This window comes from Psychroflexus salis (genome assembly GCF_014640175.1).
GTDB classification, from domain to species: Bacteria; Bacteroidota; Bacteroidia; order Flavobacteriales; family Flavobacteriaceae; genus Psychroflexus; species Psychroflexus salis.
Window position 1 is genome coordinate 80,381 of record NZ_BMGL01000012.1, and the last position, 26,522, is coordinate 106,902.

General features: G+C 31.9%; 27 protein-coding genes. 10 read left to right on the top strand and 17 right to left on the bottom strand.

The genetic code is table 11. The features are described 5' to 3' along the window. Nucleotide 1: 1 nt before the first annotated feature. Nucleotides 2-541, bottom strand: coding sequence for a 3-hydroxyanthranilate 3,4-dioxygenase (locus IEV63_RS10810; protein ID WP_188406831.1), 540 nt, complete (start codon nucleotides 539-541; stop codon nucleotides 2-4). A gap of 203 nt (nucleotides 542-744) precedes the next feature. Between IEV63_RS10810 and IEV63_RS10815 the strand changes: the two genes are divergently transcribed. Together IEV63_RS10815 and IEV63_RS10820 are read left to right on the top strand one after the other, a co-directional pair. Beyond that, nucleotides 745-1,173 carry an FKBP-type peptidyl-prolyl cis-trans isomerase gene (locus tag IEV63_RS10815; protein ID WP_188406832.1) on the top strand — a complete coding sequence of 143 codons (429 nt, stop codon included), beginning with the start codon at nucleotides 745-747 and terminating at the stop codon, nucleotides 1,171-1,173. An 85-nt stretch (nucleotides 1,174-1,258) separates the two neighbouring features. Beyond that, the gene (locus tag IEV63_RS10820) at nucleotides 1,259-1,906 is read left to right on the top strand and encodes a hypothetical protein (RefSeq protein ID WP_188406833.1); all 648 of its coding nucleotides are present in this window, start codon (nucleotides 1,259-1,261) and stop codon (nucleotides 1,904-1,906) included. An 81-nt stretch (nucleotides 1,907-1,987) separates the two neighbouring features. On the opposite strand, the gene menA is transcribed toward IEV63_RS10820, so the two are convergent. The 9 genes from menA to IEV63_RS10865 all read right to left on the bottom strand — a co-directional run bounded on the left by menA (nucleotide 1,988) and on the right by IEV63_RS10865 (nucleotide 11,719). Continuing rightward, entirely contained in the window at nucleotides 1,988-2,890 is a 903-nt protein-coding gene (menA, locus tag IEV63_RS10825; protein WP_188406834.1) for a 1,4-dihydroxy-2-naphthoate octaprenyltransferase, read from the bottom strand. 3 nt (nucleotides 2,891-2,893) lie between these two features. Continuing rightward, complete coding sequence (gene purB, locus IEV63_RS10830) at nucleotides 2,894-4,231, bottom strand: adenylosuccinate lyase (RefSeq protein WP_188406835.1); 1,338 nt, start codon at nucleotides 4,229-4,231, stop codon at nucleotides 2,894-2,896. A gap of 11 nt (nucleotides 4,232-4,242) precedes the next feature. Continuing rightward, on the bottom strand, nucleotides 4,243-4,926 hold the full coding sequence (locus IEV63_RS10835) for an SIR2 family NAD-dependent protein deacylase (protein WP_188406836.1): 684 nt from the start codon (nucleotides 4,924-4,926) through the stop codon (nucleotides 4,243-4,245). 10 nt (nucleotides 4,927-4,936) lie between these two features. After that, nucleotides 4,937-5,704 (bottom strand): carboxypeptidase-like regulatory domain-containing protein, encoded by a 768-nt coding sequence (locus tag IEV63_RS10840; protein WP_188406837.1) that lies wholly within the window; start codon nucleotides 5,702-5,704, stop codon nucleotides 4,937-4,939. Nucleotides 5,705-5,768: 64 nt separating this feature from the next. Then, nucleotides 5,769-7,526 carry a DEAD/DEAH box helicase gene (locus tag IEV63_RS10845; protein WP_188406838.1) on the bottom strand — a complete coding sequence of 586 codons (1,758 nt, stop codon included), beginning with the start codon at nucleotides 7,524-7,526 and terminating at the stop codon, nucleotides 5,769-5,771. A 336-nt stretch (nucleotides 7,527-7,862) separates the two neighbouring features. Beyond that, nucleotides 7,863-8,735, bottom strand: coding sequence for a glycosyltransferase family 2 protein (locus IEV63_RS10850; protein ID WP_188406839.1), 873 nt, complete (start codon nucleotides 8,733-8,735; stop codon nucleotides 7,863-7,865). A gap of 10 nt (nucleotides 8,736-8,745) precedes the next feature. Further along, nucleotides 8,746-9,720, bottom strand: a complete 975-nt coding sequence (locus tag IEV63_RS10855) for a LamG-like jellyroll fold domain-containing protein (protein ID WP_188406840.1) — start codon at nucleotides 9,718-9,720, stop codon at nucleotides 8,746-8,748. Nucleotides 9,721-9,781: 61 nt separating this feature from the next. Further along, nucleotides 9,782-10,645 carry an FkbM family methyltransferase gene (locus IEV63_RS10860; protein WP_188406841.1) on the bottom strand — a complete coding sequence of 288 codons (864 nt, stop codon included), beginning with the start codon at nucleotides 10,643-10,645 and terminating at the stop codon, nucleotides 9,782-9,784. 12 nt (nucleotides 10,646-10,657) lie between these two features. After that, a complete protein-coding gene (locus IEV63_RS10865; protein ID WP_188406842.1) occupies nucleotides 10,658-11,719 on the bottom strand; it encodes a 3-oxoacyl-ACP synthase III family protein in 1,062 nt (353 codons plus the stop codon). Nucleotides 11,720-11,860: 141 nt separating this feature from the next. Between IEV63_RS10865 and IEV63_RS10870 the strand changes: the two genes are divergently transcribed. Continuing rightward, nucleotides 11,861-12,340: a hypothetical protein gene (locus tag IEV63_RS10870; protein ID WP_188406843.1), complete on the top strand. Its 480-nt coding sequence runs from the start codon at nucleotides 11,861-11,863 to the stop codon at nucleotides 12,338-12,340. Between the two features lie 19 nt (nucleotides 12,341-12,359). Here IEV63_RS10870 and IEV63_RS10875 read toward each other — a convergent pair whose 3' ends face one another. Together IEV63_RS10875 and IEV63_RS10880 are read right to left on the bottom strand one after the other, a co-directional pair. Beyond that, nucleotides 12,360-13,118: a TIGR02757 family protein gene (locus IEV63_RS10875; RefSeq protein ID WP_188406844.1), complete on the bottom strand. Its 759-nt coding sequence runs from the start codon at nucleotides 13,116-13,118 to the stop codon at nucleotides 12,360-12,362. Next, nucleotides 13,108-13,791, bottom strand: a complete 684-nt coding sequence (locus IEV63_RS10880) for an ABC transporter ATP-binding protein (protein ID WP_188406845.1) — start codon at nucleotides 13,789-13,791, stop codon at nucleotides 13,108-13,110. The genes IEV63_RS10875 and IEV63_RS10880 overlap by 11 nt, the downstream gene beginning before the upstream one ends. Nucleotides 13,792-13,907: 116 nt before the next feature. On the opposite strand from IEV63_RS10880, the gene msrA reads away from it, so the two are divergent. The 5 genes from msrA to IEV63_RS10905 all read left to right on the top strand — a co-directional run bounded on the left by msrA (nucleotide 13,908) and on the right by IEV63_RS10905 (nucleotide 18,732). Continuing rightward, on the top strand, nucleotides 13,908-14,444 hold the full coding sequence (msrA, locus tag IEV63_RS10885; RefSeq protein ID WP_188406846.1) for a peptide-methionine (S)-S-oxide reductase MsrA: 537 nt from the start codon (nucleotides 13,908-13,910) through the stop codon (nucleotides 14,442-14,444). An 11-nt stretch (nucleotides 14,445-14,455) separates the two neighbouring features. Continuing rightward, a complete protein-coding gene (gene folE, locus IEV63_RS10890) occupies nucleotides 14,456-15,043 on the top strand; it encodes a GTP cyclohydrolase I FolE (RefSeq protein ID WP_188406847.1) in 588 nt (195 codons plus the stop codon). A 107-nt stretch (nucleotides 15,044-15,150) separates the two neighbouring features. Then, nucleotides 15,151-15,579, top strand: a complete 429-nt coding sequence (locus IEV63_RS10895) for a DUF2141 domain-containing protein (protein ID WP_188406848.1) — start codon at nucleotides 15,151-15,153, stop codon at nucleotides 15,577-15,579. Nucleotides 15,580-15,643: 64 nt separating this feature from the next. Beyond that, nucleotides 15,644-17,482 carry a CocE/NonD family hydrolase gene (locus tag IEV63_RS10900; RefSeq protein WP_188406849.1) on the top strand — a complete coding sequence of 613 codons (1,839 nt, stop codon included), beginning with the start codon at nucleotides 15,644-15,646 and terminating at the stop codon, nucleotides 17,480-17,482. A gap of 95 nt (nucleotides 17,483-17,577) precedes the next feature. Then, nucleotides 17,578-18,732 (top strand): T9SS type A sorting domain-containing protein, encoded by a 1,155-nt coding sequence (locus tag IEV63_RS10905; protein ID WP_188406850.1) that lies wholly within the window; start codon nucleotides 17,578-17,580, stop codon nucleotides 18,730-18,732. Nucleotides 18,733-18,805: 73 nt separating this feature from the next. On the opposite strand, the gene IEV63_RS10910 is transcribed toward IEV63_RS10905, so the two are convergent. The 3 genes from IEV63_RS10910 to IEV63_RS10920 are packed head-to-tail and all read right to left on the bottom strand — an operon-like array spanning nucleotide 18,806 to nucleotide 20,505. Continuing rightward, nucleotides 18,806-19,375 carry a YceI family protein gene (locus IEV63_RS10910; RefSeq protein WP_188406851.1) on the bottom strand — a complete coding sequence of 190 codons (570 nt, stop codon included), beginning with the start codon at nucleotides 19,373-19,375 and terminating at the stop codon, nucleotides 18,806-18,808. A gap of 36 nt (nucleotides 19,376-19,411) precedes the next feature. Further along, the gene (locus IEV63_RS10915) at nucleotides 19,412-20,050 is read right to left on the bottom strand and encodes an NAD(P)H-dependent oxidoreductase (RefSeq protein WP_188406852.1); all 639 of its coding nucleotides are present in this window, start codon (nucleotides 20,048-20,050) and stop codon (nucleotides 19,412-19,414) included. Beyond that, on the bottom strand, nucleotides 20,050-20,505 hold the full coding sequence (locus IEV63_RS10920; RefSeq protein ID WP_188406853.1) for a MarR family winged helix-turn-helix transcriptional regulator: 456 nt from the start codon (nucleotides 20,503-20,505) through the stop codon (nucleotides 20,050-20,052). The genes IEV63_RS10915 and IEV63_RS10920 overlap by 1 nt, the downstream gene beginning before the upstream one ends. Before the next feature lie 133 nt (nucleotides 20,506-20,638). Between IEV63_RS10920 and IEV63_RS10925 the strand changes: the two genes are divergently transcribed. Both IEV63_RS10925 and IEV63_RS10930 read left to right on the top strand, forming a co-directional pair. Continuing rightward, on the top strand, nucleotides 20,639-20,950 hold the full coding sequence (locus IEV63_RS10925) for a rhodanese-like domain-containing protein (RefSeq protein WP_188406854.1): 312 nt from the start codon (nucleotides 20,639-20,641) through the stop codon (nucleotides 20,948-20,950). Continuing rightward, nucleotides 20,931-21,353: a rhodanese-like domain-containing protein gene (locus IEV63_RS10930; protein WP_188406855.1), complete on the top strand. Its 423-nt coding sequence runs from the start codon at nucleotides 20,931-20,933 to the stop codon at nucleotides 21,351-21,353. Before IEV63_RS10925 ends, IEV63_RS10930 begins: the two co-directional genes overlap by 20 nt. A gap of 69 nt (nucleotides 21,354-21,422) precedes the next feature. Here the strand turns inward: IEV63_RS10930 and IEV63_RS10935 are convergent, their stop codons facing one another. Both IEV63_RS10935 and IEV63_RS10940 read right to left on the bottom strand, forming a co-directional pair. Further along, nucleotides 21,423-25,334, bottom strand: coding sequence for an FIDD domain-containing protein (locus tag IEV63_RS10935; RefSeq protein WP_188406856.1), 3,912 nt, complete (start codon nucleotides 25,332-25,334; stop codon nucleotides 21,423-21,425). A 92-nt stretch (nucleotides 25,335-25,426) separates the two neighbouring features. Next, nucleotides 25,427-26,500, bottom strand: a complete 1,074-nt coding sequence (locus IEV63_RS10940) for an acyl-CoA reductase (protein WP_188406857.1) — start codon at nucleotides 26,498-26,500, stop codon at nucleotides 25,427-25,429. Nucleotides 26,501-26,522 lie beyond the last annotated feature (22 nt).

Consider the following 26,522-nt stretch of genomic DNA (forward strand, 5'->3'; position numbering starts at 1 on the left):
ATTATTCTTCGGCTACAAAACGTTGATCAACCGGCATTGTTGTTCCACATTTATTGCAAGTTCGTAAATCTTTATTGCTGTAAAAATGTTTAAAGTGCTTCAAAAAGTCTTTTTCAATATCTTCTAAAGGAAAATAAACTTCGTGTAATTTGTTGTTACAATTATCGCAAAACCATAACAAACCATCTTTACCTGGTAAATCTGTTCGTTTTCTTTCGATAACTAAACCTATAGAATTTTCTTTTCTTTCTGGCGAATGTGGAACTTTAGCTGGATGCAAATACATGTCTCCAGCACTTAGCTTCATGGTTTTCTTTTCACCATTTTCTTGAATATGAACTTCAATTTCACCTTCTAGTTGGTAAAAAAGCTCTTCGGTTTCATTGTAATGGTAATCTTTGCGAGCATTAGGTCCGCCAACAATCATAACAATGTAATCGCCTGCATCTTTATATAGGTTTTTGTTTCCCACAGGTGGTTTTAAGAGCGATCTATTATCATCAATCCAAGCTTGTAGGTTAAAAGGTTTTGCTATGGCCATAGTGCTAAATTTAAAATAGAATGGTAAATTTAGTAAAATGAACCGAGCTGAACTTGCTTCATTTTTTCTTTTTCAGCTTCAAAATGTTAAGATAAATGTAAAACAACAGATTATCTGCTTAAAATATTGGCTTTCAATATATATAATGTAGTTTTGCACCCAAATTCAGTCATTAGATTGAAAAATTATTAAAATTATATTTTATGAGTCAAGTTAAAGAAAAAGACACCGTACGCGTACATTACACAGGAAAATTAACTTCAGGTGAAGTTTTTGATAGTTCACTAGAGCGTGAGCCGTTAGAATTTACTTTAGGTCAAGGCATGTTGATTCCTGGTTTTGAAAATGCAGTTGTTAACATGAAAGTAAACGAGAAAAAAACAGTAAATATTCCTGTAGCTGAAGCTTATGGAGAAAAAGTAGATGAACTTTTTCAGAAAGTAGAAAAAGCACAATTACCTGAAGATATTAAACCAGAAGTAGGTATGGGACTAGTTGCTCAAAATCCAGATGGAAGCGAGCGTCAACTTCGTGTAGCTGAAGTAAATGAAGACCACATTGTAGTAGATGCTAATCACCCATTATCAGGACAAGATTTAGTTTTTGACTTAGAAATTGTTGAAATTAAATAAGTTCTACTTTTTTATATTTAAAGCCCTGAGTGCAATTGTACTCAGGGTTTTTTTGTAGGTTTGTTTGAAATTCCATCCTTTTAAAATGAAGCATTTTTATATAATATTTTTTACGCTTGTTTTGCTTTCCTGCAGTAGTGTACCTAGTGTTTATGATGCTAACTTAGGCAAAAGAGTTTTGGTTTATACAACTGTTGACTTTAGTCTTAAATATCCTAGAAATTGGGAAATAATAGATACGACCAAAAAAGGAAACCGGATTTTACAACTTACACCAAGCAAAGAAATTTTTAAAGGCTTACGGTATTTAGATTATGCCAACGGAAAAATAGATACCATAAGAAAACGCTATAAAGAAGACGAACCTATTGCCGAAAATCTTCAAGTAATTGATAAAAATATAGACATGACGAGCACTTATGTGTATATCAATAAAATCAGCCTAAACGGAAAAACATTACAAGATTATTTAGATTTTAAGTTAGAGAATTCCAAAAAAAATTCAAACCTAGAATTAGATTTTAAAAAAATAGCTGATAATTTTTACATCGTTAAACTCTATGATAAAGCCTACAATGCTAACAATGGATATAAGTATTCATCGAGTCGTTACAAAGTGTATTTAAAAAGTGATGGACAAAAGCTTTATGAGCTTGTTTATTATACTACTGAATTTAGATATCCAGTATATATTGATGATGCAAACTATATTTTACGCTCATTTGAATTTTAAAGATTTACAAGTACTAAAATGATTGATCTGTTATTCAATAAAATTGAATGAATTTAATCTACTTGTTTTTTATTTAGTAGCTTAGTTATAATGGCTTACAACAAAATGAAGCATTGCAAGTGCAAATGTACTTAATGCTACTTTTTTAAGTTCTGGGTCAAAAAGTTTATTTTGTTTTGTTTTACTTACTTTACTTAAATGCATCAGTAAAGGAATAAATGCCAATAAACTAATATAGTGTAAATTTTCAGCTAAACTATAGATATAATACACCAAACAAGCCAATGCAATTCCGATTAAGCTGGCGTGGTATTGTTTAGCTTTTGTAATTCCTAATTTTACAGCTAAGGTAATTTTATTTGCTTTTTTGTCACTTTCTAAATCTCGCATATTATTTAAATTAAGAACGGCAGTACTTAACAAGCCAATACTTATGGCTGGATATACGATTAAACTATCTAACTTTTGGCTATATAGAAAATAAGTACCAATTACACTTACTAAACCAAAAAACAAAAACACAAACAAGTCACCTAATCCGCGATAACCGTAAGCCGAATTCCCAACCGTATATTTTATAGCTGCATAAATGGCGAGTAAACCCAAGGCTATAAAAGCTAATGAATACAATAGATTTTCACTTCCAAATGAAACGTAAATTAAAGCTACAGTTAATATTAAAGCTATACAGCTGGTAATAATAATTCCAATTTTCATCTCTCGATCGTTAATAATTCCGCTTTGTAAAGCACGCATTGGTCCAATACGTTCATGGTTATCAGTTCCTTTAACGCCATCGCCATAATCGTTGGCAAAATTAGAAAGGATTTGTAAGGCTAGTGTGGTAGCTAGTGCTAAGCAAAAAATTATTAAATTAAAATATCCATTAATCTGTGCATAAGTTGATCCGACTAAAATTCCAGCAACAGATAGGGGAAGTGTACGTAATCGAGCAGCAGAAATCCAAGCTTTTAATTTTAGCATATTCTAAATTCCTGTATAATTAAATGGTGTAATTTGAAGCAATTCTTGTTTTACTTCGTTGTTTACATCTAGGCTTTGAATAAAATCTTGAATAGAAGCTTGCGTTATTTTCTCGTTGCTTCGGGTTAATTCTTTTAAAGCTTCATAAGGATTTGGATAATTTTCTCTTCTTAAAATGGTTTGTACTGCTTCAGCTACAACTGCCCATTGGCTGTTTAAATCAGCTGTTATTTTTTCTTCATTTAAAAGTAATTTATTCAATCCTTTTAAAGTCGATTGAAAAGCAATTAACGAATGTGCAAATGGTACGCCAACGTTGCGAAGAACAGTAGAATCTGTTAAATCGCGTTGTAATCTACTAATGGGTAATTTTTCAGCTAAATGAACAAATACGGCATTTGCCATACCTAAGTTCCCTTCAGAATTTTCAAAATCAATAGGATTTACTTTATGCGGCATAGCCGATGAACCCACTTCGCCTTTTTTAATTTTTTGCTTGAAATAATCCATCGAGATGTAAGTCCAAATATCTCGATTAAAGTCAATTAAGATGGTGTTGATACGTTTTAATGCATCAAAAAGTGCTGCTAAATGATCGTAATGTTCAATTTGTGTGGTTGGAAAAGAGTAGTGGAGACCCAACTGATTTTCAACAAAATTTTCTGCAAAACTTTTCCAATCAACATCGGGATAAGCAATATGATGCGCATTAAAATTACCAGTTGCTCCGCCAAATTTTGCCGCTAATGGAATTTGCAACAACAGTACTTCTTGTTCTTCAATTCGTTTGGTAAATACTTCAATTTCTTTTCCTAATCGAGTAGGAGAAGCCGGTTGGCCATGAGTGCGAGCTAACATCGGAATATCTTGCCATTCTACTTTTAATTCGATTAATTTTTCTTTTAATTCTTCGAGCATCGGCATGTAGATTTCTTCTACTGCTTCTTTAATAGATAAAGGAATCGCCGTGTTATTGATATCTTGCGATGTGAGTCCAAAATGAATAAATTCTTTGCTTTCAACTAAACCAAGTGTTTCAAATTTTTCCTTTAAGAAATACTCAACTGCTTTTACATCGTGGTTAGTTACTTGTTCTATTGTTTTAATTTGCAGAGCATCTTCATCTGAAAAATCTTTGTAAATATTTCGAAGTGCATCAAAATAAGTAGCTTCTACATGGTTAAGTTGTGGTATTTTGGCTTCGCAAAGCGCAATAAAATATTCTACTTCAACACGAACACGGTATTTAATCAATGCAAATTCGCTAAAATAAGCTTGTAAATTTTCTGTTTTATTTTGGTAGCGACCATCTATTGGTGAAATGTTGTTTAAGGCATTCATGCGATAAGTGTTTATAAATAAGTTGAAATAAGTTGTTGAACTACTTTAGGTGTTGCAATTGAAGCTTTTTCAGTAAAAACTGAAATACGTTTCGTTTCAGAAACACTGGGTTTTGGGTCAATATGAATAATTTTGGTATTTACTGAAGCATAATCTATTAAGCCTGCAGCCGGATAAACCTGAAGCGAAGTGCCTATTACCATAATTAAATCGGCATTGCTAAAAATTTGAGCAGCATCTTCAATTAAAGGTACAGCTTCTCCAAACCAAACTACGTGCGGACGTAGTTGATTGCCATCTTTGGCTAAATCGCCAATTTTTATATCTTTTTTCCAAGAATAAATTAAGTTATCACTCTTTTCGCTTCGTACTTTTAATAATTCGCCATGTAAATGCAGCACATTTTTGTTGCCAGCTTTTTCGTGTAAATTATCGATATTTTGTGTAACAACATCTACGTGAAAGTGTGTTTGTAATTTTGTTAATGCAAAATGAGCTGAATTAGGTTGCACCTGTAAAAGTTGCTGTCTACGCACATTATAAAAATCTAAAACTTTTTGTTTGTTTTTTTGCCATCCTTCTGGTGTGGCAACTTCCATAACATCGTGGCCTTCCCATAAACCGTCTTGGTCTCTAAAAGTTTGAATTCCACTTTCTGCACTAATTCCTGCTCCGGTAAGAACTGCAATTTTCATGCTTTTGTTTTTATCGATTTATCGCTCTATATTCTTCAAAACAACCGCTAATAGCATCTAATATTTGCAAATCGTTTGCAGAAGTTATAAATTGTCTAGAATAATCGCAACGGCTCAAAATTTCATCGATATCTGGTTTGCTAATACCTAATACAGCAGCTAAAGTTTCCCGGTCAAATTTATCTTGCAAAATATTTCTAATTTCATCGTCTTCTTTCATTTTGCGTAATTTCTTCATTTCTTGGCCTTTTTTGCCAAAAGTTTGATACAGAAAGTCTGCTGGATTGAAAATAGATTCTAAGGTTTTAGAAAATGCAGATTTTTGGTATTTACCACCTTCGTAACCATAATTTAAACCAGAAATACTGTATCTAAAGTCGTCGTAAATGGGGATGTTTTTAGCATCGATTTCTAAAAAACCAGTAAGTTTAATATCTTTTACGGTAACCTCTTCAAGCGCAATGGCAACTTCTGTCATTTTAATTTTTACTTCGCCAAATTTAACCCAGTCTTCAGTAATTTTTACTTGAATGGGTTTAAAGCCTAAGTATTGAAAAAACAGCGTGTCGTTTACCGCTGCCATTAAAGTAAAGCGTCCTTTTTGATCGGTTATACTTCCTTTAACGCGTGTTGTGTTTACAATATTAACACCGTCTAGCGGTTTGTCGTTAGCAGCATTGAGCACTTCGCCAGCAATAACTTGTAATTCATCTTGATTTTGCGACCAAGATGAAAAACAAATTAAACTAAATAATATGCTGAAAAAGTATATCTTCATAAGAAGCGAAGAAACTAGTTTTTTTTGAAGTTAAACGAGTTCTTTTTATAATTTTAATACTTAATTATTTCTTTTTAGAGCGTCTTCGGTTAAATGATGATTCTACATTGCTCTTTTTCCCTTTTCTAGCTCCAGAAAATCCACTTTTATTATCATCTCTGCGTTTGCCAAAACCACCAGATTTTTTTCGGTCATTTCTTTTTCTTCCGCCACCACGGCCACCTTTGTCTTTGGTTATTTCAACATTGATGTTTCTACCTTGATAGGTAAAATTTTCAAAGATTTGCATCACTTTAGGTTCGTCAGTTTTAGCAACATTGAAAAATGAAAAGCTATCTTTTACATCTACTTTAGCCACAGCATCTCTCCCTAAATCTAAGGTTTCTTTTAAAAAGTCTTTAAGTTGCATCCAGTTAAAGCCATCTTTTTCACCAAGATTGATAAAGAAACGGGTTTCGTCTGAGCGTTCGTTGCTTTGGAAATCTCTTTCGCTGGCCGAAGGTTTGCTAATGGAACCTGCATCTTTATAATAGTTGTAAAAACGAGTAAATTCTACCGAGAAAAATTTCTTAATTAAGTCTTCCTTTGTTAAATCTATCAACATTTCTTCTAGTTTTGGAAGATATGCATCAATTTTAGGATTAATTTCAGTTTCTTTAATTTCATTCACCAAATGAAACAACTGTTTTTCACAGATTTCTTCACCAGAAGGAATACTTTCTTCGGTAAAATTCTGACCAATAATGCGTTCAATTTGTTTGATTTTACGCAATTCAGATTTGGTTAAAATCACTAAAGATTTTCCTGTTTTACCAGCTCTACCTGTTCTTCCACTTCGGTGAGTATAAATTTCAACCTCGTCGGGTAATTGATAATTAATTACGTGCGTAATATCGTCTACATCAATTCCACGAGCAGCTACATCGGTAGCTACTAAAATTTGCACCTGTTTGTTTCTAAAGCTTTTCATAACCATGTCGCGTTGGCTTTGGCTTAAATCGCCATGTAAAGCAGCTGCATTGTATCCATCTTCAATTAAGCGCTCGGCTACTTTTTGGGTGTCGCGTTTGGTTCTACAAAAAACACAAGCATATACTTCTGGGTTTACATCTACCAATCTTTTAAGCGCGTTATAGCGGTCTCTTGCCGAAACTAAAAAGTATTCGTGGCTAACATTTTTTGTACTTACATTTCGTTGTCCTACCGTAATTTCTTTAGGACTATTCATGAACTTTTTAGCGATGTTTGACACTTCTTTGGGCATGGTAGCGCTAAAAAGCCAAGTTGACTTTTCTTTTGGACTGTGTGCTAAAATATCGGTAATATCTTCGTAGAAACCCATATTTAGCATTTCGTCTGCTTCATCGAGAACACAATAAGCTAATTGAGAAATATCAATCATTCCACGTTTTAGCATATCTTTCATTCGTCCAGGAGTAGCAACGATAATTTGTGCTCCTTTTTTAATTTGCTTTTCTTGGTCGGTAATGCTAGCACCACCATATACAGCAACGGTTCTTAAACCTGAGCTATACTTTCCGTAATTTTGAAATTCGTTGGTAATTTGTAAGCATAATTCCCTAGTCGGCGATAAAATTAATCCTTGCGTATGTCTTTGGTCAAGGTTAATTTTCTGAATAAGCGGAAATCCAAAAGCAGCTGTTTTTCCGGTTCCTGTTTGTGCTAAAGCTACCAAATCGGTATCTTTTTCTAGTAAAATAGGAATGGCTTGTGCTTGAACTTCGCTTGGTGACTCAAAACCTAAGTCACTAATGGCTTTCAATAAATCTTCTTGTAAGCCTAATTCTGAAAAATTTGTCATATAATAAAATAAGTTGCAAAAGTACACATTCTAGCCGAGAACTATTGATTATTTGTAAGTTAAGTTTTAACTTTATTTTATTCATTCTTGAATGTATAATTAGAAACTTATATAATTTTTCCTATAAGTAAAATGATAACAAGCCATGCATTATTATAAAAAGCATTGATTAAAATTTTGTTTATTTAAAACCTGAATAATTTGCGCAAATTTTATGTAATATATAGTGACTTGTAAATGATTCCTTTTTTAACTATTTTTAGTACAATCATACTATAAATATTGCAATAGGGAATAGGTAACATCAAATTTTAGATATGAAACAGTATGTTTTTATCAGGAATTATTTGAAGTTAAATTTATTTTCCTAAAAATCATTTTCCAGCGATAATTACGGATAAACTTTCCTTGTTTAGCATTTACCATCTTTTCGGGTTTTGTATGTAAAGCTGCTTTGATGTAGGAAGTTATTCCATTTACAAAAAATGAAGTTTCCTTTTTTAGATAGCCCAATTTTAAAAGACCTATAAAGCTTAAAACTATGCCATATTCCATTTTATATAAAGCAACTCCAAAACGTTGAGCTAAAGTACTGGAGTATAATTTCCCCGTTGGCTTTAGGTGTTTTACAATTAAGGTTTCGGTGGTTTTAGTTTCCCAACCGTAATAGCGAGCCAGAAGCTCATCTACTGTATCCCAACCCATTTCAGATTGTAGTCCGCCAATTTGTTGAAAACATAAGTTTCGGTAAGCTTTTAAAGGACCGCGAATATGTTCTTTGTTAGTTAAATTTTCTATTTCCCAATTTTTATGATCAGTTTGTATATAGCAAAAACCCGCAAACATTCCGAGTTTCGGATTGGTTGAAAACGCTTTTTTTAATTCGGATAAATAATTTTTTGGGAAGATTAAATCAGCATCAAATTTACACACGATGTCGTAGTTAGCATTTATTAGATTATACCCTTTATAAAATGCATTAATAATTTTGCTTCCAGGTTCGTGTGCTTCAGAAGATGTAGCGTGAACAGCTTGAATGTATGAGTGTTTTTTAGCAAACTCATCTATTAAAATTGGGGTTTGGTCTGTAGAATTATCATTAACTACAATTATTTGAGCTGCTTGATAGGTTTGGCTCACTAAAGATTTTAAACATCTCTCTATAAAAGCTTCTTCATTATGTGCAGGAATAATGATGCAGATGTTCATAAAATATAAGCTATTTACTAATTATTATTTTTCTGGTAATTGAGTTATGATTTCCAATGAAATTTAAAAAATAAATCCCATTATCTAGACTATTTAAATTAACTTCGTTTTGGTAGTTTAGAGTTAAAATTTTAGATCCAATTTGATTAAAAATTATAATTTTAGTAAAGTCAATTTTAGTTTTTAAAAATAATTTTCCATCACTTGGATTTGGATAAATAGTTAATTTTTCTCCGAAATTATCAAATTGATTATTTGATAGGTTTTTACATAAAGATGAAATTTCTTCTGGGTTTAGGGCTCTATCCCAAATTTTAAAATCGTCAATATATCCATTAAAAAAATTCGGGTTAGAATTTAAATCCCTTTGTCTTTTTCCTAGAACTCCAATAGTATTAGAATATACCAAATTATTAGCCGTACCACTATAATTACCTCCTGTTTCATTACAGTCTGAATAGATTTTCATGTCTGATGGGTTATTTACAACTACGCTAATGTTTTTCCAAGTGTTAAGTTCAATTGAATTAGAGCTTACAAAGGATTTTCGAGCAAATGAAACGTAATTATAAGCTCCGTTTGCAATATTTATAGCTAAATTATTTGTGCCAATCTCAGAATTAAAATAAACACCTGAATTTCTATTTTCTTCATAAGAAAGCTCAAAAACTTCTTGATTTTGGTAGTCATCACTTGCATATTTAATCCAAAATGAGATTGTAAAAGGCATATTTGGTTTTAGATCATCTTCATTTGGTAAATCAATGTAACTATCTATTCCATTAAAATAAACAGCGCTATTTGAATTTCCATGTCTATCTTCTGATAAAATAGATCCTTGATTAGTAGCATGGAAACTATTGCCTGATGAATCTTCAAAATTGTTGTCAAATCTGTAATGAACTACTAAATCGCTATTTATTGATTGTTGGGAAAATATATCGGGTGTTATGCATATCAATAAAACAAAAAGAAATTTTTTCATAATAATTTTTATCAAATATAAAAAAATCTATTAGCTTTTTGTTTTACACATCAATTAACATTTATTCAATTATTCGTTTTGGGTGAATGAAGAAGAAATCTTTCTTTATATAATTTCTTACTTGGATGTTATCTACTTTTAAAAGTTTATTATTATGATGAACATATATTAAATACCCTAAAGAAATTAATTTTTTTTCGATTAACTCAGCTTTTTTTTGTTCTAAAATTTCACAAATTATAGTAGGCTTAACTTTCCTGATTATTTCAATTGCACCAATGATCACTTGATTTTCAGAACCTTCAACATCAATTTTTATCAAATCTATTTTTTCAATGTCATCACCTCGGAAAATTGAATCTAGCTTTTCACATTTTACCTTTATTTTATTGGTATTAAGGTGTTTTTTGCTTCCTGTATTATGTTCTCCAGAAAGATTTGGAACGTTTTTATATTTTCGGTTTCTTACTTCGTAAAAATCTAATAAACCACTAAAGTCTGACAGTGCTAATTTAAAGACTTCAATATTCTTAAGCTTGTTTATTTTTATATTTTCTTTTAAATAAACAAAGGGACCAGGACTCGGTTCAAATGCGAAAACTTTTATGTTCTTATTTAGTTTTGCAGCTAGTAAACTATAATAGCCAAAATTAGCTCCTATGTCTATAAAAGTCTTAGTTTCTTTTAAAATTGATTTAAATATAGGTGTGTACTCGTAATTTTCTGAACCTTCCCAAAATAACTGTTTTGAGATATAACTAGTTTGGTTTGTGCTAATTTTTAAATTTAAATTTTTCTCAACTTTGAGCTTAAATATTCCAGAAACAGGGATTCTTAGGTTATTTGGAATTAATGCTTTAAAAAAGTAACAAAGATTTCTAATAAAGAAATTTACTTGACTGTTATAAATTAATTTTTTGATCAATTCCTTGGTACATTAATACTGATAAATTATTGCATTTACATTCATTCCTGCGCCAACACTTGCAAACATAACAATGTCTCCTTTTTTTAATTCTTCATTTCCAAGTTCTTTTCTTAAGAATAAATCGTATAAAGTAGGAATAGTCGCAACACTTGAGTTTCCAAGGGTTTTAATGGTCATTGGCATAATGTTTTCAGGAATTTCTGTATCATATAATTCGTAAAAACGCTTCAATATAGCAATGTCCATTTTTTCGTTAGCTTGATGAATAAAAATCTTTTTTAAATCGTTAATGTCTTTTCCGCTTTTGTCCAAACAATTTTTCATAGCATCTGGAACATTGCTTAATGCAAAATTGTAAATTTTTCGGCCATACATTTTAATATAAGCTGTATTCGAGTCGATTTTAGGCGAAAAGGTTCGGTCAAAATAAATATAATTTGCTTCATCGTAAGTAAAGCTAGCTGATTCGTGAGTTAAAATGCCACCTTCTTCTTCAACTTTTTCGTAGATAGTTGCTCCCGCGCCATCGGCATAAATCATACTATCCCGATCATGTGGGTCGATTACTCTAGATAGGGTTTCTGCACCGATAACTAAGCATTTTTCAGCAATACCGCTATCGATAAATGCTTTGGCTTGAATACTAGCTTCTACCCAACCTGGACACCCGAAAATTATATCGTAAGCTACACACCGCGATTTTTTAATTTTTAAAAAGTGCTTTACACGTGAAGCTAAACTTGGAACAATATCAGTTTGATCACTATCATGCTTTACATCGCCAAAATTGTGAGCAAAAATTATATAATCTAAGTCTTCTGCATCAATACCAGCACTGCTAATGGCTTTTTTTGCAGCGATTGTAGCAATGTCCGAAACGGTAAGATGATCTTCTACGTATCTCCGTTCTTGTATTCCTGTAATTTTCTCAAACTTTTTAATGATTAATTCTGGATGCTCATCAAAAGCAGTTCCATCTTCATTATAGAAATGGTGATTTAAAAAATCTTCGTTTTTTCGAATTACATTCGGAATATAACTCCCACTACCTGTAATTTTAACTTGAGCCATACATTTGATTTTTTGGAGGTGCAAGTTAATAAATGTTTTGGTTTGATTTATGACATATATAAGTTTAAAGCCTTAAAAGTGATAAAATTCATTATATATATTTGAAAAATAAAATTCTAGAGGTATGAAGTTTAGATTTTTTTGTGTGTTAGTAATTTAATTACAATTGTAAGTGCACAACAACAAAATGATAAAAAATTCTTTAGGCAATTGCAATGGAGCGGCACCGGTGCACTGAATTTTTCGAATAATTTTACTACTATTAGTATAGCTCCACAAGCAATTTACCCTGTTAATGCATATTTTTCTACAGGTTTAGGACTTCAATATAGTTATTTAAGTAGTCGGAATGATTTTAGAAGCCATGTATATGGCGGTAGTTGGATTTCTATTTTTCAACCCATTCCTGAGATGCAGTTATCTACAGAATTAGAGCAGCTTCGGGTAAATACCAAGTTAGAAAACGGTTTTAAAGACGATTTTTGGAATACAGCTCTGTTTTTAGGACTGGGTTACACACAGCGAAATTTCACCTTCGGCATTCGTTACAATGTGTTGTTCAAAAAAAGCATTAACATCTATACCGAAGCATGGATGCCTTTTGTACGCGTTTTCTTTTAATGAGAAGCTATTTTTAGTATTAAAAATCTTCGAAGGCATTTAAACCAAATAAAGCAAAATCGTATTTAACGGGATCTTTAGGGTCTAATTTTCTAAGCTTTGTGTCTAATTCTAACACCGCTTTAGCATCGTTTTGTTTTCGTTTTAAAAGCTTCAATTCTCGAGCAATCTTACCAGAATGCACATCTAATGGACAGGATAATTTACTAGGAGCTAAATGTTTCCATATTCCAAAATCTACACCATTATTGTCATTACGTATCATCCAGCGTAAATACATATTGATGCGTTTGCAAGCAGAATTTTTTAAGGGATCACTAACATGTTTTTCAGTTCTTTTAAGATGGGGTAATTCAAAAAATAGGTTTTTAAAATTATGTATGGCAGGCATTAAAAATTTCTCTTTTTGATTTTTCATAAAAACTTCTTCTAAGCCATCATGGTTAGTATAAATATGCTTTAAACCTTGAAAAAAATAATGCAAATCATCCGAATTAAAAGTACGATGAACAAAATTGTATTTTGGAGACTTCGCTTTGTAATTCATTACAAAATCATGGGGAGATTGTCCCATAATTTGGAGTAATTTATTTCCATTATTAATGATGCTTTTCCGGTTACCCCAAGCAAAGCTGGCTATCAAAAAACCAGCAATTTCAATATCTTCTTTTAGAATAAATTTACGGGGAATTTGAATAGGATCTGTACCAATAAATTTAGGCTGATTGTACAATTCGGCTTTTTCGTCTAAAAATAATTTAAGTTGGTTAAGCTTCAATAGGTGTTGTATTATTGATTATTCTGCCATCTAGCATTTCTAATTTTCGATCGGCCATATTTGCTAAATCGTTGTTATGAGTAACTATTACAAAGGTTTGTCCAAATTGATCGCGTAAATCGAAAAAGAGTTTATGCAGTTGTTCAGCAGAAGTTGAGTCCAAATTACCGCTTGGTTCGTCTGCAAAAATTACCGAAGGCTCATTTATTAAAGCTCTAGCTACAGCAACTCGTTGTTGTTCACCACCACTTAATTCATTTGGTTTATGCTCAGCACGATCGGAAAGACCTAAAAAGGACAATAACTCTTTGGCTCTTTTTTCGAGTTTAGCTTTTGGTGTTTTTTTTATGAATCCAGGAATACATACATTTTCGAGAGCTGTAAATTCGGGTAATAGTTGGTGAAATTGAAATATAAATCCAATATGTTCATTTCTGAAAGCTGCCATCTGTTTAGTTGAAAGCTTAGTTACATCTACATTATCAATTTTAATTTCAGGAGTTGGTGATTCGTCCGCTTTTTCTAAAGTTCCTAATATTTGAAGCAAGGTTGTTTTTCCAGCTCCTGATGCACCTACAATTGAAACGATTTCACCTTTTTGAATAGATAAACTTAAGTTGTCTAAAACTTGAAGATTTTTATAATGCTTGTAAATGTGTTTGGCATAAATCATACAAACTAATTTTTTGCTAAGATAAAAAACACTTGCTTTTAGCAGCTGCTAATTATACGTTAAATGAAATTTAATTGTTTAATATATCTCTAATTTTGTTTAACAAATATTAATATATGGGTTTATCTAAAGCTGTTTTTGCGAATGGTTGTTTTTGGTGTACTGAAGCTGTTTTTTTACAATTAAAAGGAGTTGAAAAAGTAGAATCTGGATTTACAGGTGGTAAAATTAAAAATCCACCTTATCGTGAAGTTGTAATGGGCAGAACTGGGCATGCAGAAGCTATTCAGATATATTTTAATGAAGAACAAGTTAGTTACAAAGAGTTGCTGTACGTTTTTTTTACAACTCACGACCCTACAACCTTAAATCGACAAGGCTACGATGTTGGTACACAATATAGAAGTGCAATTTTTTATGTTGATGAAAAACAAAAAAAAGATGCTTTACAAGTTATTGAAGAAATTAAGCAAAAAAAGATATTCAACAACCCTATTGTAACTGAAATAACAAAATTATCAGAATTTTATGTTGCCGAAGAAGAACATCAAAATTTTTACAATCAAAATAAAGAATTTCGGTATTGTCAATTAATTATCGAACCCAAGTTAGCTACCTTAAAAGCTGAATTTCAACACTTAATAGTTCAATAAAATAAAACAATATGTCTTATAAAATATTCGAAGAATATACACAAACCTACACCCAGGAAATGAAAAATAGCTATTTGTCTATTTTAAATTCTGTAGGTGAAGATCCAGATCGTGCCGGAATTGTAAAAACACCAGAGCGTGCAGCTAAGGCTATGCAATTTTTAACACAAGGCTATGAAATGGATCCCACAGAAATTTTGTTATCTGCCATGTTTCCTGAAGATTACGACGACATGGTTATTGTTAAAGACATTGAATTGTATTCTCTTTGTGAACACCATATGTTGCCCTTTTTCGGAAAAGCACATATTGCTTACATTCCCAATGGCCGGATTGTAGGTTTAAGTAAATTACCCAGAATTGTTGATGTGTTTGCTAGACGTTTACAAGTTCAAGAACGCTTAACACACGATATTTTAGAATGCATAAACCAAACCCTGCAACCTAAAGGAGTAGCAGTTGTAATTGAAGCATACCACATGTGTATGATGATGCGTGGAGTTCAAAAACAAAATTCAGCTACTACCACATCTGGTTTTCGAGGGGAATTTAAAAAAAATGAAACTCGCAATGAATTTTTACGCTTAATTGGCAAGTAATTGCAATATCTTCAATTCAACTTTAAAAAACGACAGTTCATCTTGTTGTGTTCTTGGTAGATTAAGTTTAAAATTACATTTGGTATATAATTTTAAAAAAACATATCATGAAATCATTTTTTTACATTTTTTTGTTTATTGCTTCAAACTTTACGGCAAACTTTAATTCAACTCAAGTAACAGGTGAATTAAAATTAAAAATCAAGAACGTAAATGTTGAAAACAAAGGGAAAATTTATTTAGCCCTTTTTACCAAAGAAAATTTTATGACGCAAAACTTTTATCAATCTACAATACATGAAGTAGGAGAAGAGTATAGTTTCGAAATTACTTTTAAAGATGTGCCTTTTGGCGTTTATGCAGTTTCAGCCTTTCATGACATCAATGGAAATCAACAAATGGATTTCAATGAAAATGGCATGCCAGTCGAAGATTATGCCATGTCTGGCACTCCAAATGAAATGGGACCACCACGATGGGAAGAAGTGAAGTTTACTTACCATGAAGATACTACAATGATTAACGTCAATTTCTAGTTAAAAGTTAAGTTAAATATAACCTACAAAAAGCAATTTGTTATTTTAGTCGAAAATAAATTATATGACTAAAAATACAGCCTTAGTTTTGTTTTTTGTAGGTTTTTTGTTTTTTGCAAAAGCACAAGAAAAGTTTGAAGTTTCAGAACTTTACAACAAACAAGAAGTGCAAATCAAAATGCGTGATGGTATTCTACTACACACCACCATTTATGCACCCAAAGATACTTCCAAAGCATATCCTATTTTGCTTCAACGTACACCATACAGTTGTCGGCCTTATGGCGAAGATAAATATCGGAGAAGTATTGGCCCTAGTAAAACTTTAATGGAAGAAGGCTATATAATTGTTTATCAAGATGTGCGTGGCCGTTGGATGAGCGAAGGCGTTTACGATAATATGCGCGCTTATATTCCTAACAAAAAGAAAAAACAAACTGATGAAGCTTCAGATACATACGATACCATTGATTGGTTGGTAAAAAATGTAAAGAACAATAATGGAAATGTAGGAACTTGGGGTATTTCGTATCCAGGACACTATGCAGCTATATCTGTGTTATCTGGTCATCCAGCACTAAAAGCAGCATCACCACAAGCCCCAATCGGCGATTTTTATTTTGATGATTTTCACCATAACGGAGCTTATTTATTGAGTTACTGGATAGCTACAGCGGTTTTTGGTTATATGAAAGAAGAACCAACTGCTTCAGCATGGTATAGCATTCCAGATATTGGAACTAAAGATCCTTATCAATTTTTTATGGATATTGGCCCTTTATCTAATTTAGATGAATTTTATAAAGAAGACAATGTATTTTGGCAACAATTAAAAAATCATCCTGATTACGATGAATTTTGGCGAAAACGCGGTTTAATTCAATACATGAAAGATGTTAAACCAGCTGTAATGACCGTTGGTGGTTTGTTTGATGCCGAAGACTTATACGGACCATTTGAGATTTATAAAAGTTTAGAAAAAAATAGCGATAATTTTAACATGATGGTATTCGGGCCATGGAGTCATGGCGATTGGGCTAGACTACGGAAGCGTCAGGCTGTAGGAAATATTTATTTTGGAGATGATTTATCTCAATATTACCAAGAAGAAATTGAAGCTAAATTCTTTAATCATTTTTTAAAAAATGAAGGTGAAATGAATTTACCCGAAGCTTTGGTCTTTAATACAGGAACTAAAAATTGGAATGAATATAGTGAATGGCCACCAAAACAAAGTAAACAAAAAATATTTTATCTCGGAGAAGGTCAACAATTAAAAGAAACAGCATCGGTAGATACATATCAAGAGTTTATTAGCGATATTACAAAACCAGTACCGTTTACAGAAAATATTAAAGTAACTTTTACACCTAGAAAGTACATGACGGACGATCAGCGTTTTGCAGCTCGCAGACCAGATGTATTGGTTTACGAAACTGAAGTTTTTGAACAAGACATGAAACTTACTGGAGAAATTTTAGCATCCCTTCAAGTTGCTACAACTGGAACTGACGCCGATTTGATTGTAAAAGTTATCGATGTACATCCGCATGATGCTGAAAATACAGAAGAAATGCAAGATCATTTACAAATGAGTAATTACCATATGATGGTAAGAAGTGAAGTAATACGTGGTAAATATAGAAACTCTTTTAGTCAACCAGAAGCTTTTGAACCAAATACAAAAACTGAAGTAAAACTGAGTTTACAAGATATAAACCATACTTTTAAAAAAGGGCACAAACTACAAATACAGGTGCAAAGTACTTGGTTTCCATACATAGATAGAAACCCACAAACTTATGTAGATAATATCTTTAAAGCAAAACCAGAAGATTTTAAAACACAAACCCATCGGGTATATAATGACTCTTTTATTCAATTTATAGAAATTATAAACTAAGCGAAAACGTTTTCGTATTGATAACTTTTTCTTTAATTCTTGATTTAAGATACATATTATCAATACTTTTATTGAAAATTTAAATATTTATAACTATGAAAAAATTACTACTTATTATTTTATGCTTCAGTTTTGGCTTTTTACAGGCTCAAGAAATTGGAATAGTTGGTCCAGCTGCAAATGGTTGGCCAAGTGATGATAATCCGACTGATATTATGCTTACCAATAATGGAGATGGTACATACAGTATAGAAGATTTGACCTTAACCACCGGTCCAGCAAAATTTAGAGAAGACCAACAGTGGACTGTAAATTATGGTGGAGACGATTTTCCATCTGGGGCAATTACTGGTGGTGATATACCAGTGCAAGCAGGAGTATATGATATTGTTCTCGATTTAAATAACAATACTTATACATTTTCTGATGTAGCTACATTTGAGCAAATAAGTATATCAGGAACGGCATTGGAGTCGCCTATTGATTTATCTTCAGCAGATGGAGATTTTTACGAAGCTTCTGTTAGTCAATTTAACGATGGGACAATAACTTTTACAAGTTCTACTGGTGAAGTATACGGAGCGAATAGTGATACACCGGAAGGAAATTTAGTTTTAAATGGAGATCCTATTGCAGTTTCTGCTGGATATTACGAAATTGAATTCTTTTTAAATAATTTAAATTATTCGTTAAATATTCCTGATGTAGGTTTAGTTGGTCCTGGCGTTTCAGAATGGCCTGGAGACAATCCAACACCAGATGTTTTAATGACTTCAGCAGATGGTTCAGTTTATACCTTAAGTGCTCAAGAATTTTTTGAAGATGAAGTTAAATTCAGACAAAACCAAAGCTGGAATGTAAATTGGGGTGGTGGTGCTTTCCCTTCTGGCGATTTGGTATTAAATTCTCCAAACAATATTTTGGTTACTGAAGCTGGTTTTTACGATGTAACTTTCGATCGTGAAAATTTAAGTTATATGTTTGTTACTTTGTCTACTGTTGATGTAGAGTTTAATGAGTTGAAAGTGTATCCAAATCCATCGAAAGGAAATTGGAATATTTTAACTGGAAGTGCAGATATTAATCAAATTTCAATATTTTCAATTACGGGAAAATTAGTTCAGAAAATGAACATAAGTAATCAAACTGAAATAGAAATCAATGCATCAAATTTAGATGCAGGGATGTATATGATTCAACTTATTTCTACTTCTGGAAATACCAAGACGCTAAAACTTGTAAAGCAATAATTTATTTATTTCTTAGAATTAAAAAAACCACTTGCATTGCAAGTGGTTTTTTAATTTTAAATGTTTTACTGAATTAGTAATTTAAATTTACCATTAAAGTGAATTCATCATAAATTGTTTTGTCGCCTAAATTATCAAAAAAGCTACCAGAACCATATTTAATATCGTATTTAGTTCTGTCAATTTTTAAAGTAGTATTAGCTTTTCCATTAGCCATATCTAAGTCGAAAGCAATCGGATTAGATTTTCCTTTAATAGTCAAAGTCCCAGAAACGCCATAGGTATTTCCTTTTTTAGCAGCTGTATTGATAACAAACTTAGCAGTTTTATGATTGCTTACACCAAAAAAGTCGTCTGAGTTTAAGTGACCTTCTAAGTCGCTTTTGCTATCACCTTCTAAGTCGGTTACATTTATAGTCGTCATATCAACTATAAATTCTCCACCAACAAGTTCTCCACCTTCCATTAGGAAATATCCACTTTTTAAATCGATAGTTCCATCGTGAGATCCGGTTAGTTTTTCACCTACCCATTTAATCTGGCTCTCTTTAATGTTTACTTTTTCTTGTGCGTTTGCAGTTGTAAATCCAATTACTGCAACAATTGCTGTGGCAAATATGCCTTTTAGTACATTCATTTTCATAGTGTTTAAAATTAATTATTAGTATTAAGGTTTATATTAAATTCGATTAAATAATTCTTCTTTTGGTTTTCTTACTTTACTAGTATGTTGTAATCCATCATCTTTATGTCGGAATCCAACGGTAGCAATTACAGCTGATGCTAAGTTTTTTTCTTTTAAGTTTAAAATTTCATCAAATTGAGCAGCATTAAAGCCTTCCATCGGGCATACATCTAATTGGTAATGTGCCGCAGCAGAAAGTAAATTTCCTAAGGCCAAATAGGCTTGTTTTTTTGCCCATTCAATTTTGTTTTCAGCAGATTGACTAATTACTGCATTCATGATCATATTTTTCATACCAGATAAATCTTCTTTCGTCATATTACGTGTTTCCACAATATTATTGATGTATCTATCTAAATATCCTTCATCTATAACAGTATTAGCTGCAAAAACAAAAACATAAGAAGCATCGAGTATTTGGGGTTGTTCAAATGCTGCTAGATGTAATTTTTTTCGAGTTTCTTCATCTTTAATAACCATAACTTCGTATGGTTGTAAGCCATATGATGAAGCAGATAGTTGTATAGCATCTAATAATTTTTCCAAATCATTATCAGATATAGCTCTAGTCGAATCAAATTTCTTAGTAGCATATCTCCATTTTAATTGATCTATGTAATCTATGTTTGTCATTATTCTTGTCTTAATAAGGTTAATAGTTCACTCAATTGTTCTAAACTTTCAATATTTAACGAGGCAGTAATTTTCTTTTCTCTATTTTCTACAGCTTGGTTTACGTTTTCTAAAAACGCTAGTCCTTTTTTTGTAATTTGTATTTCAACTTTGCGTTTATTGGTTACACAAATTCGCTTATCAACCAAATCTTTAGTTACAAGCTTGTCTACTAATCGAGTTGTATTACTGTTCTTAGCAATCATTCTTTCATGTATAGTAGATAGGTTGGTAGTTTTTCCTTCGCGTCCTTTCAAAATTCGAAGTACATTAAACTGTTGGGTAGAAATATCAAATGGTTTTAATACAGAATTCATTTCATCTGTAATCCAATTCCCTGTGTAGATTACATTTATTAATGCTCGCTTGTAATCTGGGAGTCTTTTTTTAGTTTGTATCTCTTCTTCAATATTCATCTTAACAATTGTATGCACAAATGTATGATAATTGTATACACAACAATCACATAGTTTTGTTAATTTTCTTCTTAAGAAAATAATAGGCATAAGATTTAAATATTTACTAATTTTGCATAAAATTAAATCACATATGAAAAATTTGAACAATACAGATTGGAAGCTAGGTTACGAAAATTCAGACGCTGCAGCGATTATTGATGTAAGAACTCCAGATGAATATGCTGAAGGATTTATACCAAATTCTAAATTAATTAATATACAAAATCCTGCTGGCTTTACAGCAGAAGTAAAAAAGCTAGATAAGGATAAATCCTATTACATTTACTGTCGTTCTGGAAGAAGGAGTGAAATGGCCTGCCAAGTGATGGAAAATATGGGTTTTAAAGACGTAAATAATTTAGCTACTGGCATAATAGAATGGGATGGAGATATTGAAAAATAAAATATTAAAACCATTTGTAAATATTTCCATAGCTAGCTTTTTGCTTGTTTCGTGTAATTTTGGAAATTCGCAAATTGAAATAGTTACTTCAGATGAAATGGAGTATTTAATTTTAGCAGATTCGGTTCAATTAATAGATGTGCGCTCCTTCGAAGATTTTCAAAATAAACATATAAAAGGAGCTCAAAGTATTGTATTTGATTCAGATTTTGAAGAAAATATACAATTACTCGATAAAACAAAACCGGTTGCAGTGTATTGTCGAACGGGAAGACGAAGCAAAGAGTGTAGCCAAATTTTAAAAGACCAAGGTTTTACAAAGATCTATGAATTAAAAGGTGGACTTGAAAAATGGGAATACCAAGATTTATTGATTGAAAGTAATACTGATGTAGAAAATTAAAATCAATTTAATAAATAAAAAAAGCGAGTAGATTTATAACCTACTCGCTTTTTTGTTTTGCTTTGTTTTTTACTTTTTCACTATTTTTTGAATATTGGTTTGTTTTCCAGCACTAATTTTAATCAAGTAAACCCCAGCGGCATATTCATCAAAATTCAATTCTAAATGACTTTGCAAGCCATTGTATTGCTTTTGAAAAACCAATTGACCATTTAAATTGAATATTTGTATAGTTTCAATGGGAGTTCCTGCACTGTAGTTGATTTGTAAATTAGTTGAAACAGGATTAGGATATACATTTATGTATTTGCTAAAATCGTCTACACCAATTCCTTCGCAAGAAACATCGTCTGGGTTTACGTTAACTCCTGTTGAAATTACAATAGGACAATCACCATTATCTACAGCGATGTAAATAGGAGTGAAGCCGGTTAAAGCGATAAACAGTTGCGGATTAGCAATCGGGTTGGTTTGGTTAATTGCATCCGCTTCTGTTTCGTAATACGCAACACTAAAGTTATTTGCGTTGGTATTTTCGAACAAGATCGCTTCAAAAGCAGTTAAATCGAAATTAGCAAAGCCATCGGCATCTTCATCGCAATCTAAAAGCGGTTCGTTGGGTAGTGTAACTTCAGGAAGCGCATTTACAAAAATATCGAAACTTGTAAATTGTTTACAGCTACTTAAGTTGGTTCCATTTTCAACACGTACAAAAATAGTTTGTGCAAATGCTAGGATGTTGGTATAAGGACTAGAAATTGCGTTTATTCCGTTATCTGCATCAATTTGAGTTTCATGAAAACTAATTGTTACATCAGACAAACTTAGGTTATTGATTTGCGGTATGAGTACATTAAAATTAAAATCTTCATAAAATCCGCTATTATTGGTGTTATCGCAAACAATGATATCATCTACGTTTAAGTTCACATCAGCCAATTCTTGAGTAACTAAATTAAAACTTGTTGTTTCAAAACAATCTGGATTGGCTCCACTTTCTACTCGTGCCCAAATACTTTGATTTAGACTTGAAGCTGAGAAATTTTGCAGATTTACAATTTCATTAGTAGCATTGATAGCATCATTTTCGCTTTGATAAAAACTAAGACTGTTGCTATCAAGAATAGAGTTTCCTTCTAATAATGTAGAAGACTGTTGAGTTAAATCGAAAACAGGTAAAGCGGTTGTATCATCTTGACATGCCACTAAATCTTCTACTGGATTTATAGTTACATTGTTGATGTTTAATGTAAAGTTACTAATTGTAAAGCAACTTCCATTTTCATTATTGTTGGTTAATCTTACATACAAATCTTGTGAAAAAACACCGTTTGGTAACTGATAGTTACTTAAATCTTGTGTAATAGGATTTATGTTGGCTATGGCATCTGCTTCCGTAGTGTATAAACTTAATAATGTATCGTCTGGATTGGGTGTATTTACAGAGTTAGGACTTATGCTGCTCAAATCGAAACTTGGATTGTCTGAATAATCTCCACAGACTTGCAAATCTGGTAACTGATTAATTTCTGGTTGTTGGTAAATTTCAGCTTCAAAGGAAGCAACTTCGTAACAATCGGAATTAAAATTACTTTCTAATCTAACCCAAATGGTTTCTGAAGTAGAGTCGGTTTCATAATTGTTAATATTAATGATGGGACTTGTATTATTTTGAGCATCTGCTTCAGAGTTGAAATAACTTATTACAAAAGCAGAAGATTCATTAATTTGAAAAATACTGCTTTCAACTTCACTTAAATCGAATACACCAAATCCTGTATTTTCGTTTTGACAAGACTGCAAGTTAGGAATACCAGAGCTCAAATCTGGTTCTGCTACTCTTATCTGGAAACTAGAAGTTACAAAACTTTGTGCGTTACCTGTTAAAGCTTCTTCTACACGTATCCAAATTGTAATGTTTTCGTTTTGCAGTTCTGTTGCATTAATTTCAAAATTTTCAGGATCATCAATAGCATTTACTCCAGCATTGGCATCGACTTCACTTAAGAAATAGTCCACATTAAAGTTATCGGGATTTTGTGTACCTAGTACAAAATCATCATTTGTTCGTAAATTAATATTGAATACGTTTAAGGGCGGTTGGCAAATTAATATATCTTGTATATCATCAATATTATCTGGATTAGGAACAGGAATAAACTCTACATAAATCGAATCGCTGCTATTGCAGTTGGCTAGTGTAGAATTTTCTTCGCTAATAATAAAAATTTCGTAGTTGCCTGTTTCAGTAATATCTAAAGTTAAATCGGTTTCATTAGGAATTAATTCGCCATCTTTATACCACTCAATACTAAAATTACAAACTCCACCTTCTAAATCGTCTTCAAAAGCTTCAACGGTAAATACATCGCCTTCAAATAAAGGCTCCGCATCGGTAAAGAAAATATCATCTCCTAAGTTTGCTCCTAAATTAAAACTACCACCTTCTAAAAAAACAAAAGAATTAAAGATATTGTCTTGGAAATCGGCTACCATAATTTTCATAGTGTAAGTTTCACACGGAATTACGGTTGCGGTAGCTGTTAATACTTGGGTTTCGCCATCTAAAGTATGATAGGGTGGATTGTCTTGGTTGTATAGCTGAAATAAAGCAAATTCGCCTAAGCTTCCTTCTGCACAATCAGTATTTGGATGTATATTGGTAGGTGTAGTAGGTATTAATCCATTACCGCTACCATCATCGATTGACGCAATGTTTAAACCTCCTAAATCTAAATCGATGGCTGGAGTATTTGGGTTTGCATCATTATTGTATGTATTGATATCATTAATTCCTGGACCGCTTAAAATAAAAGCAAAAGTATCAGCAAAATTACATACAAAGTTCCCTCCGTACTCATCTGAAGCAAAAATATAATTGAAACTGATTTCATTTTCGTACGAGCTAAATTCAAATTCAATTACAGTTGCATTATTGCTTGTTCCAACATTAGGGTCGCCTGTTACTAATGTAGCTAACTCATCTTCTCCTGGCCAATTATTGTTTTCGCCACTTGATGGGTTTTTTATATTGTTTACACTGCCAGAACCTATTACTATTCCGTTTTCGAAAGGAAAATCGCTACATCCTTTAGAAAAATATCCTATGCTTTGGTCGTCAGAATTATATATATTCAAATTGTTTGGTGAGTTAATGTTGTCTACAATAGCACAATCACCGGCAATAAATACATCAGAAACCAACTCGTTTAGTGTAAATTCATCATCAACTTCATTGATGTTAAGTAAATCGTTTCTAATTTCAAATTCGAAATCAATACTTTGTTGGCAACCTTGAGCATCGGTAACAGTTAATGTTGCATCAATTTCATCTACTTCTGTAAAAGTAAGCTGAATGCTTTCTCCACTGTAATCATCTCCATCAATCTCCCAATCAAAATTTAAATCTTCTGCTGGTGTATTGTTTGAAGTTAATGCAGAGCCATTAAAAGTGAGCATTTCATTAGTAAGATAATAAGGAATATCATCTGTGGTTTCGCAAGTAGTATTTCCATCGATGTTTACTTCTGGGAAAATATCTTGACATGGGTCGCCACATACAAATTGTGCACCAAAGCCAATATTAATAATACTAGGAATAAAAGTTGTTGTAAATTTTATAGTTATACAGCCACTCGGATTAGATGCTATATAAGAAGGATTTGGTGGAATAGCGTCACTTACATATTCAAAAACCAAAGGTGAATTTGTGCTATTACCATTATAAATTTCTAGGGTACTGAATGTAGTGTTTAAACTAAAACTGATAAATTCTAAAGAAATTACTTCATCTGGGTCGCTAGGGCAAATGGTAAGCGTCTTGTTTTGGTTACTTAAGTTGCCATCATTATTATTGAGTGCAAGCGTTGCATTACAGGTATCTATCTGGTCGGTATCGTTAAAATCGGATGTCCAATTAAAATCCTGGCTGTATCCAAAATAAGTAAATAGTAATACGAAGGGCAAATAAAAAATTTTCATAAAATAATTTAATTTGCGTTAAAAATATGAAAAAAAGAAACTTCAAGAGAAGACTTCTGTAAGATATTTTATGAAAAACTAGGAGTAAATGCTTATTTTAATTTCATTAGAAACTCTAAAGTGTCGATACCATCTGCATAATTCCATAAGTTAGGTTGTTGAGATTGACCAAAAGCTGTATTAATTCGAGAAGAAAACTGAAGATTTCCAACCACACACTGTAAATTATTTTTTTGTTGATTTATTGTATTCTCCAATTCTGCTTTAGAATTGTAAAATTCGAAGAACAAACAGCCAATTGGAGATGTCATGGTTTTATCTTCTTTTAAAATTAAAAAGCCATTATCGAAAAGTTTTACACTACTCATTAAATACACAGCTTTATTATAATCGTAATTATTGGTGTATTTATCATGCTGTAGCAAGTCTTTTCTATGGTAAATACCTTCAAAAAAAGGTGTAAAATCATAGCCTTTTGGAACCATTAATTTTGAAACACTTCGGCAACCTAAACCAAAATAACGAAAAATATCTTCGGCTAGATTGGCAAAATCTGTTTCGGTTTCATCGCCTGTAAGTACAGCAAGGCTGTTTCTGTTTTTCCGAATAATGTGTGGTTTATCTCTAAAATAATATTCAAAATAGCGAGCGGTGTTATTACTTCCTGTTGCAATTACAGCATCAAAATTTTTCAATTGGTCTTTGGTTAGTTCAATTCTGCAGCCAAAAGATGAATCGGTGTGAATTAAAAATTTCACAATCCAATGCACAAGCAACTTATCTTTTGATGAGTATTTAGCAACCACATCATTTCCTGAAAGTAAAACACAAATTATATCGTGTAATCCGACCAAAGGAATATTTCCTGCAAGTACCAAGCCTACACGTTTTGGAGATTTTTCTTCAAACTTATATTTTGCTAGCCATGTAGTTAAATTTGAATGAGATAAAGCTTCACTCCAAGATTGTAAACAGTACAGAACTTCATTTTCAGTAAACCAAGAATTATGGTGTTTTGCTAATTGAACAATTTGATGCAATTCTGCTTGTAATTCATCTTTAAATGAAGGATTTGCTTTTGTATTTTCTTGAAGAAATTCACTCAATGTACTGCCGAGTTGATGTAGTGAATTTATTGTGTTTTGCAGGCTTCCTGGCTTTGCCATAAGTTATTTTCTGTGTATTTTT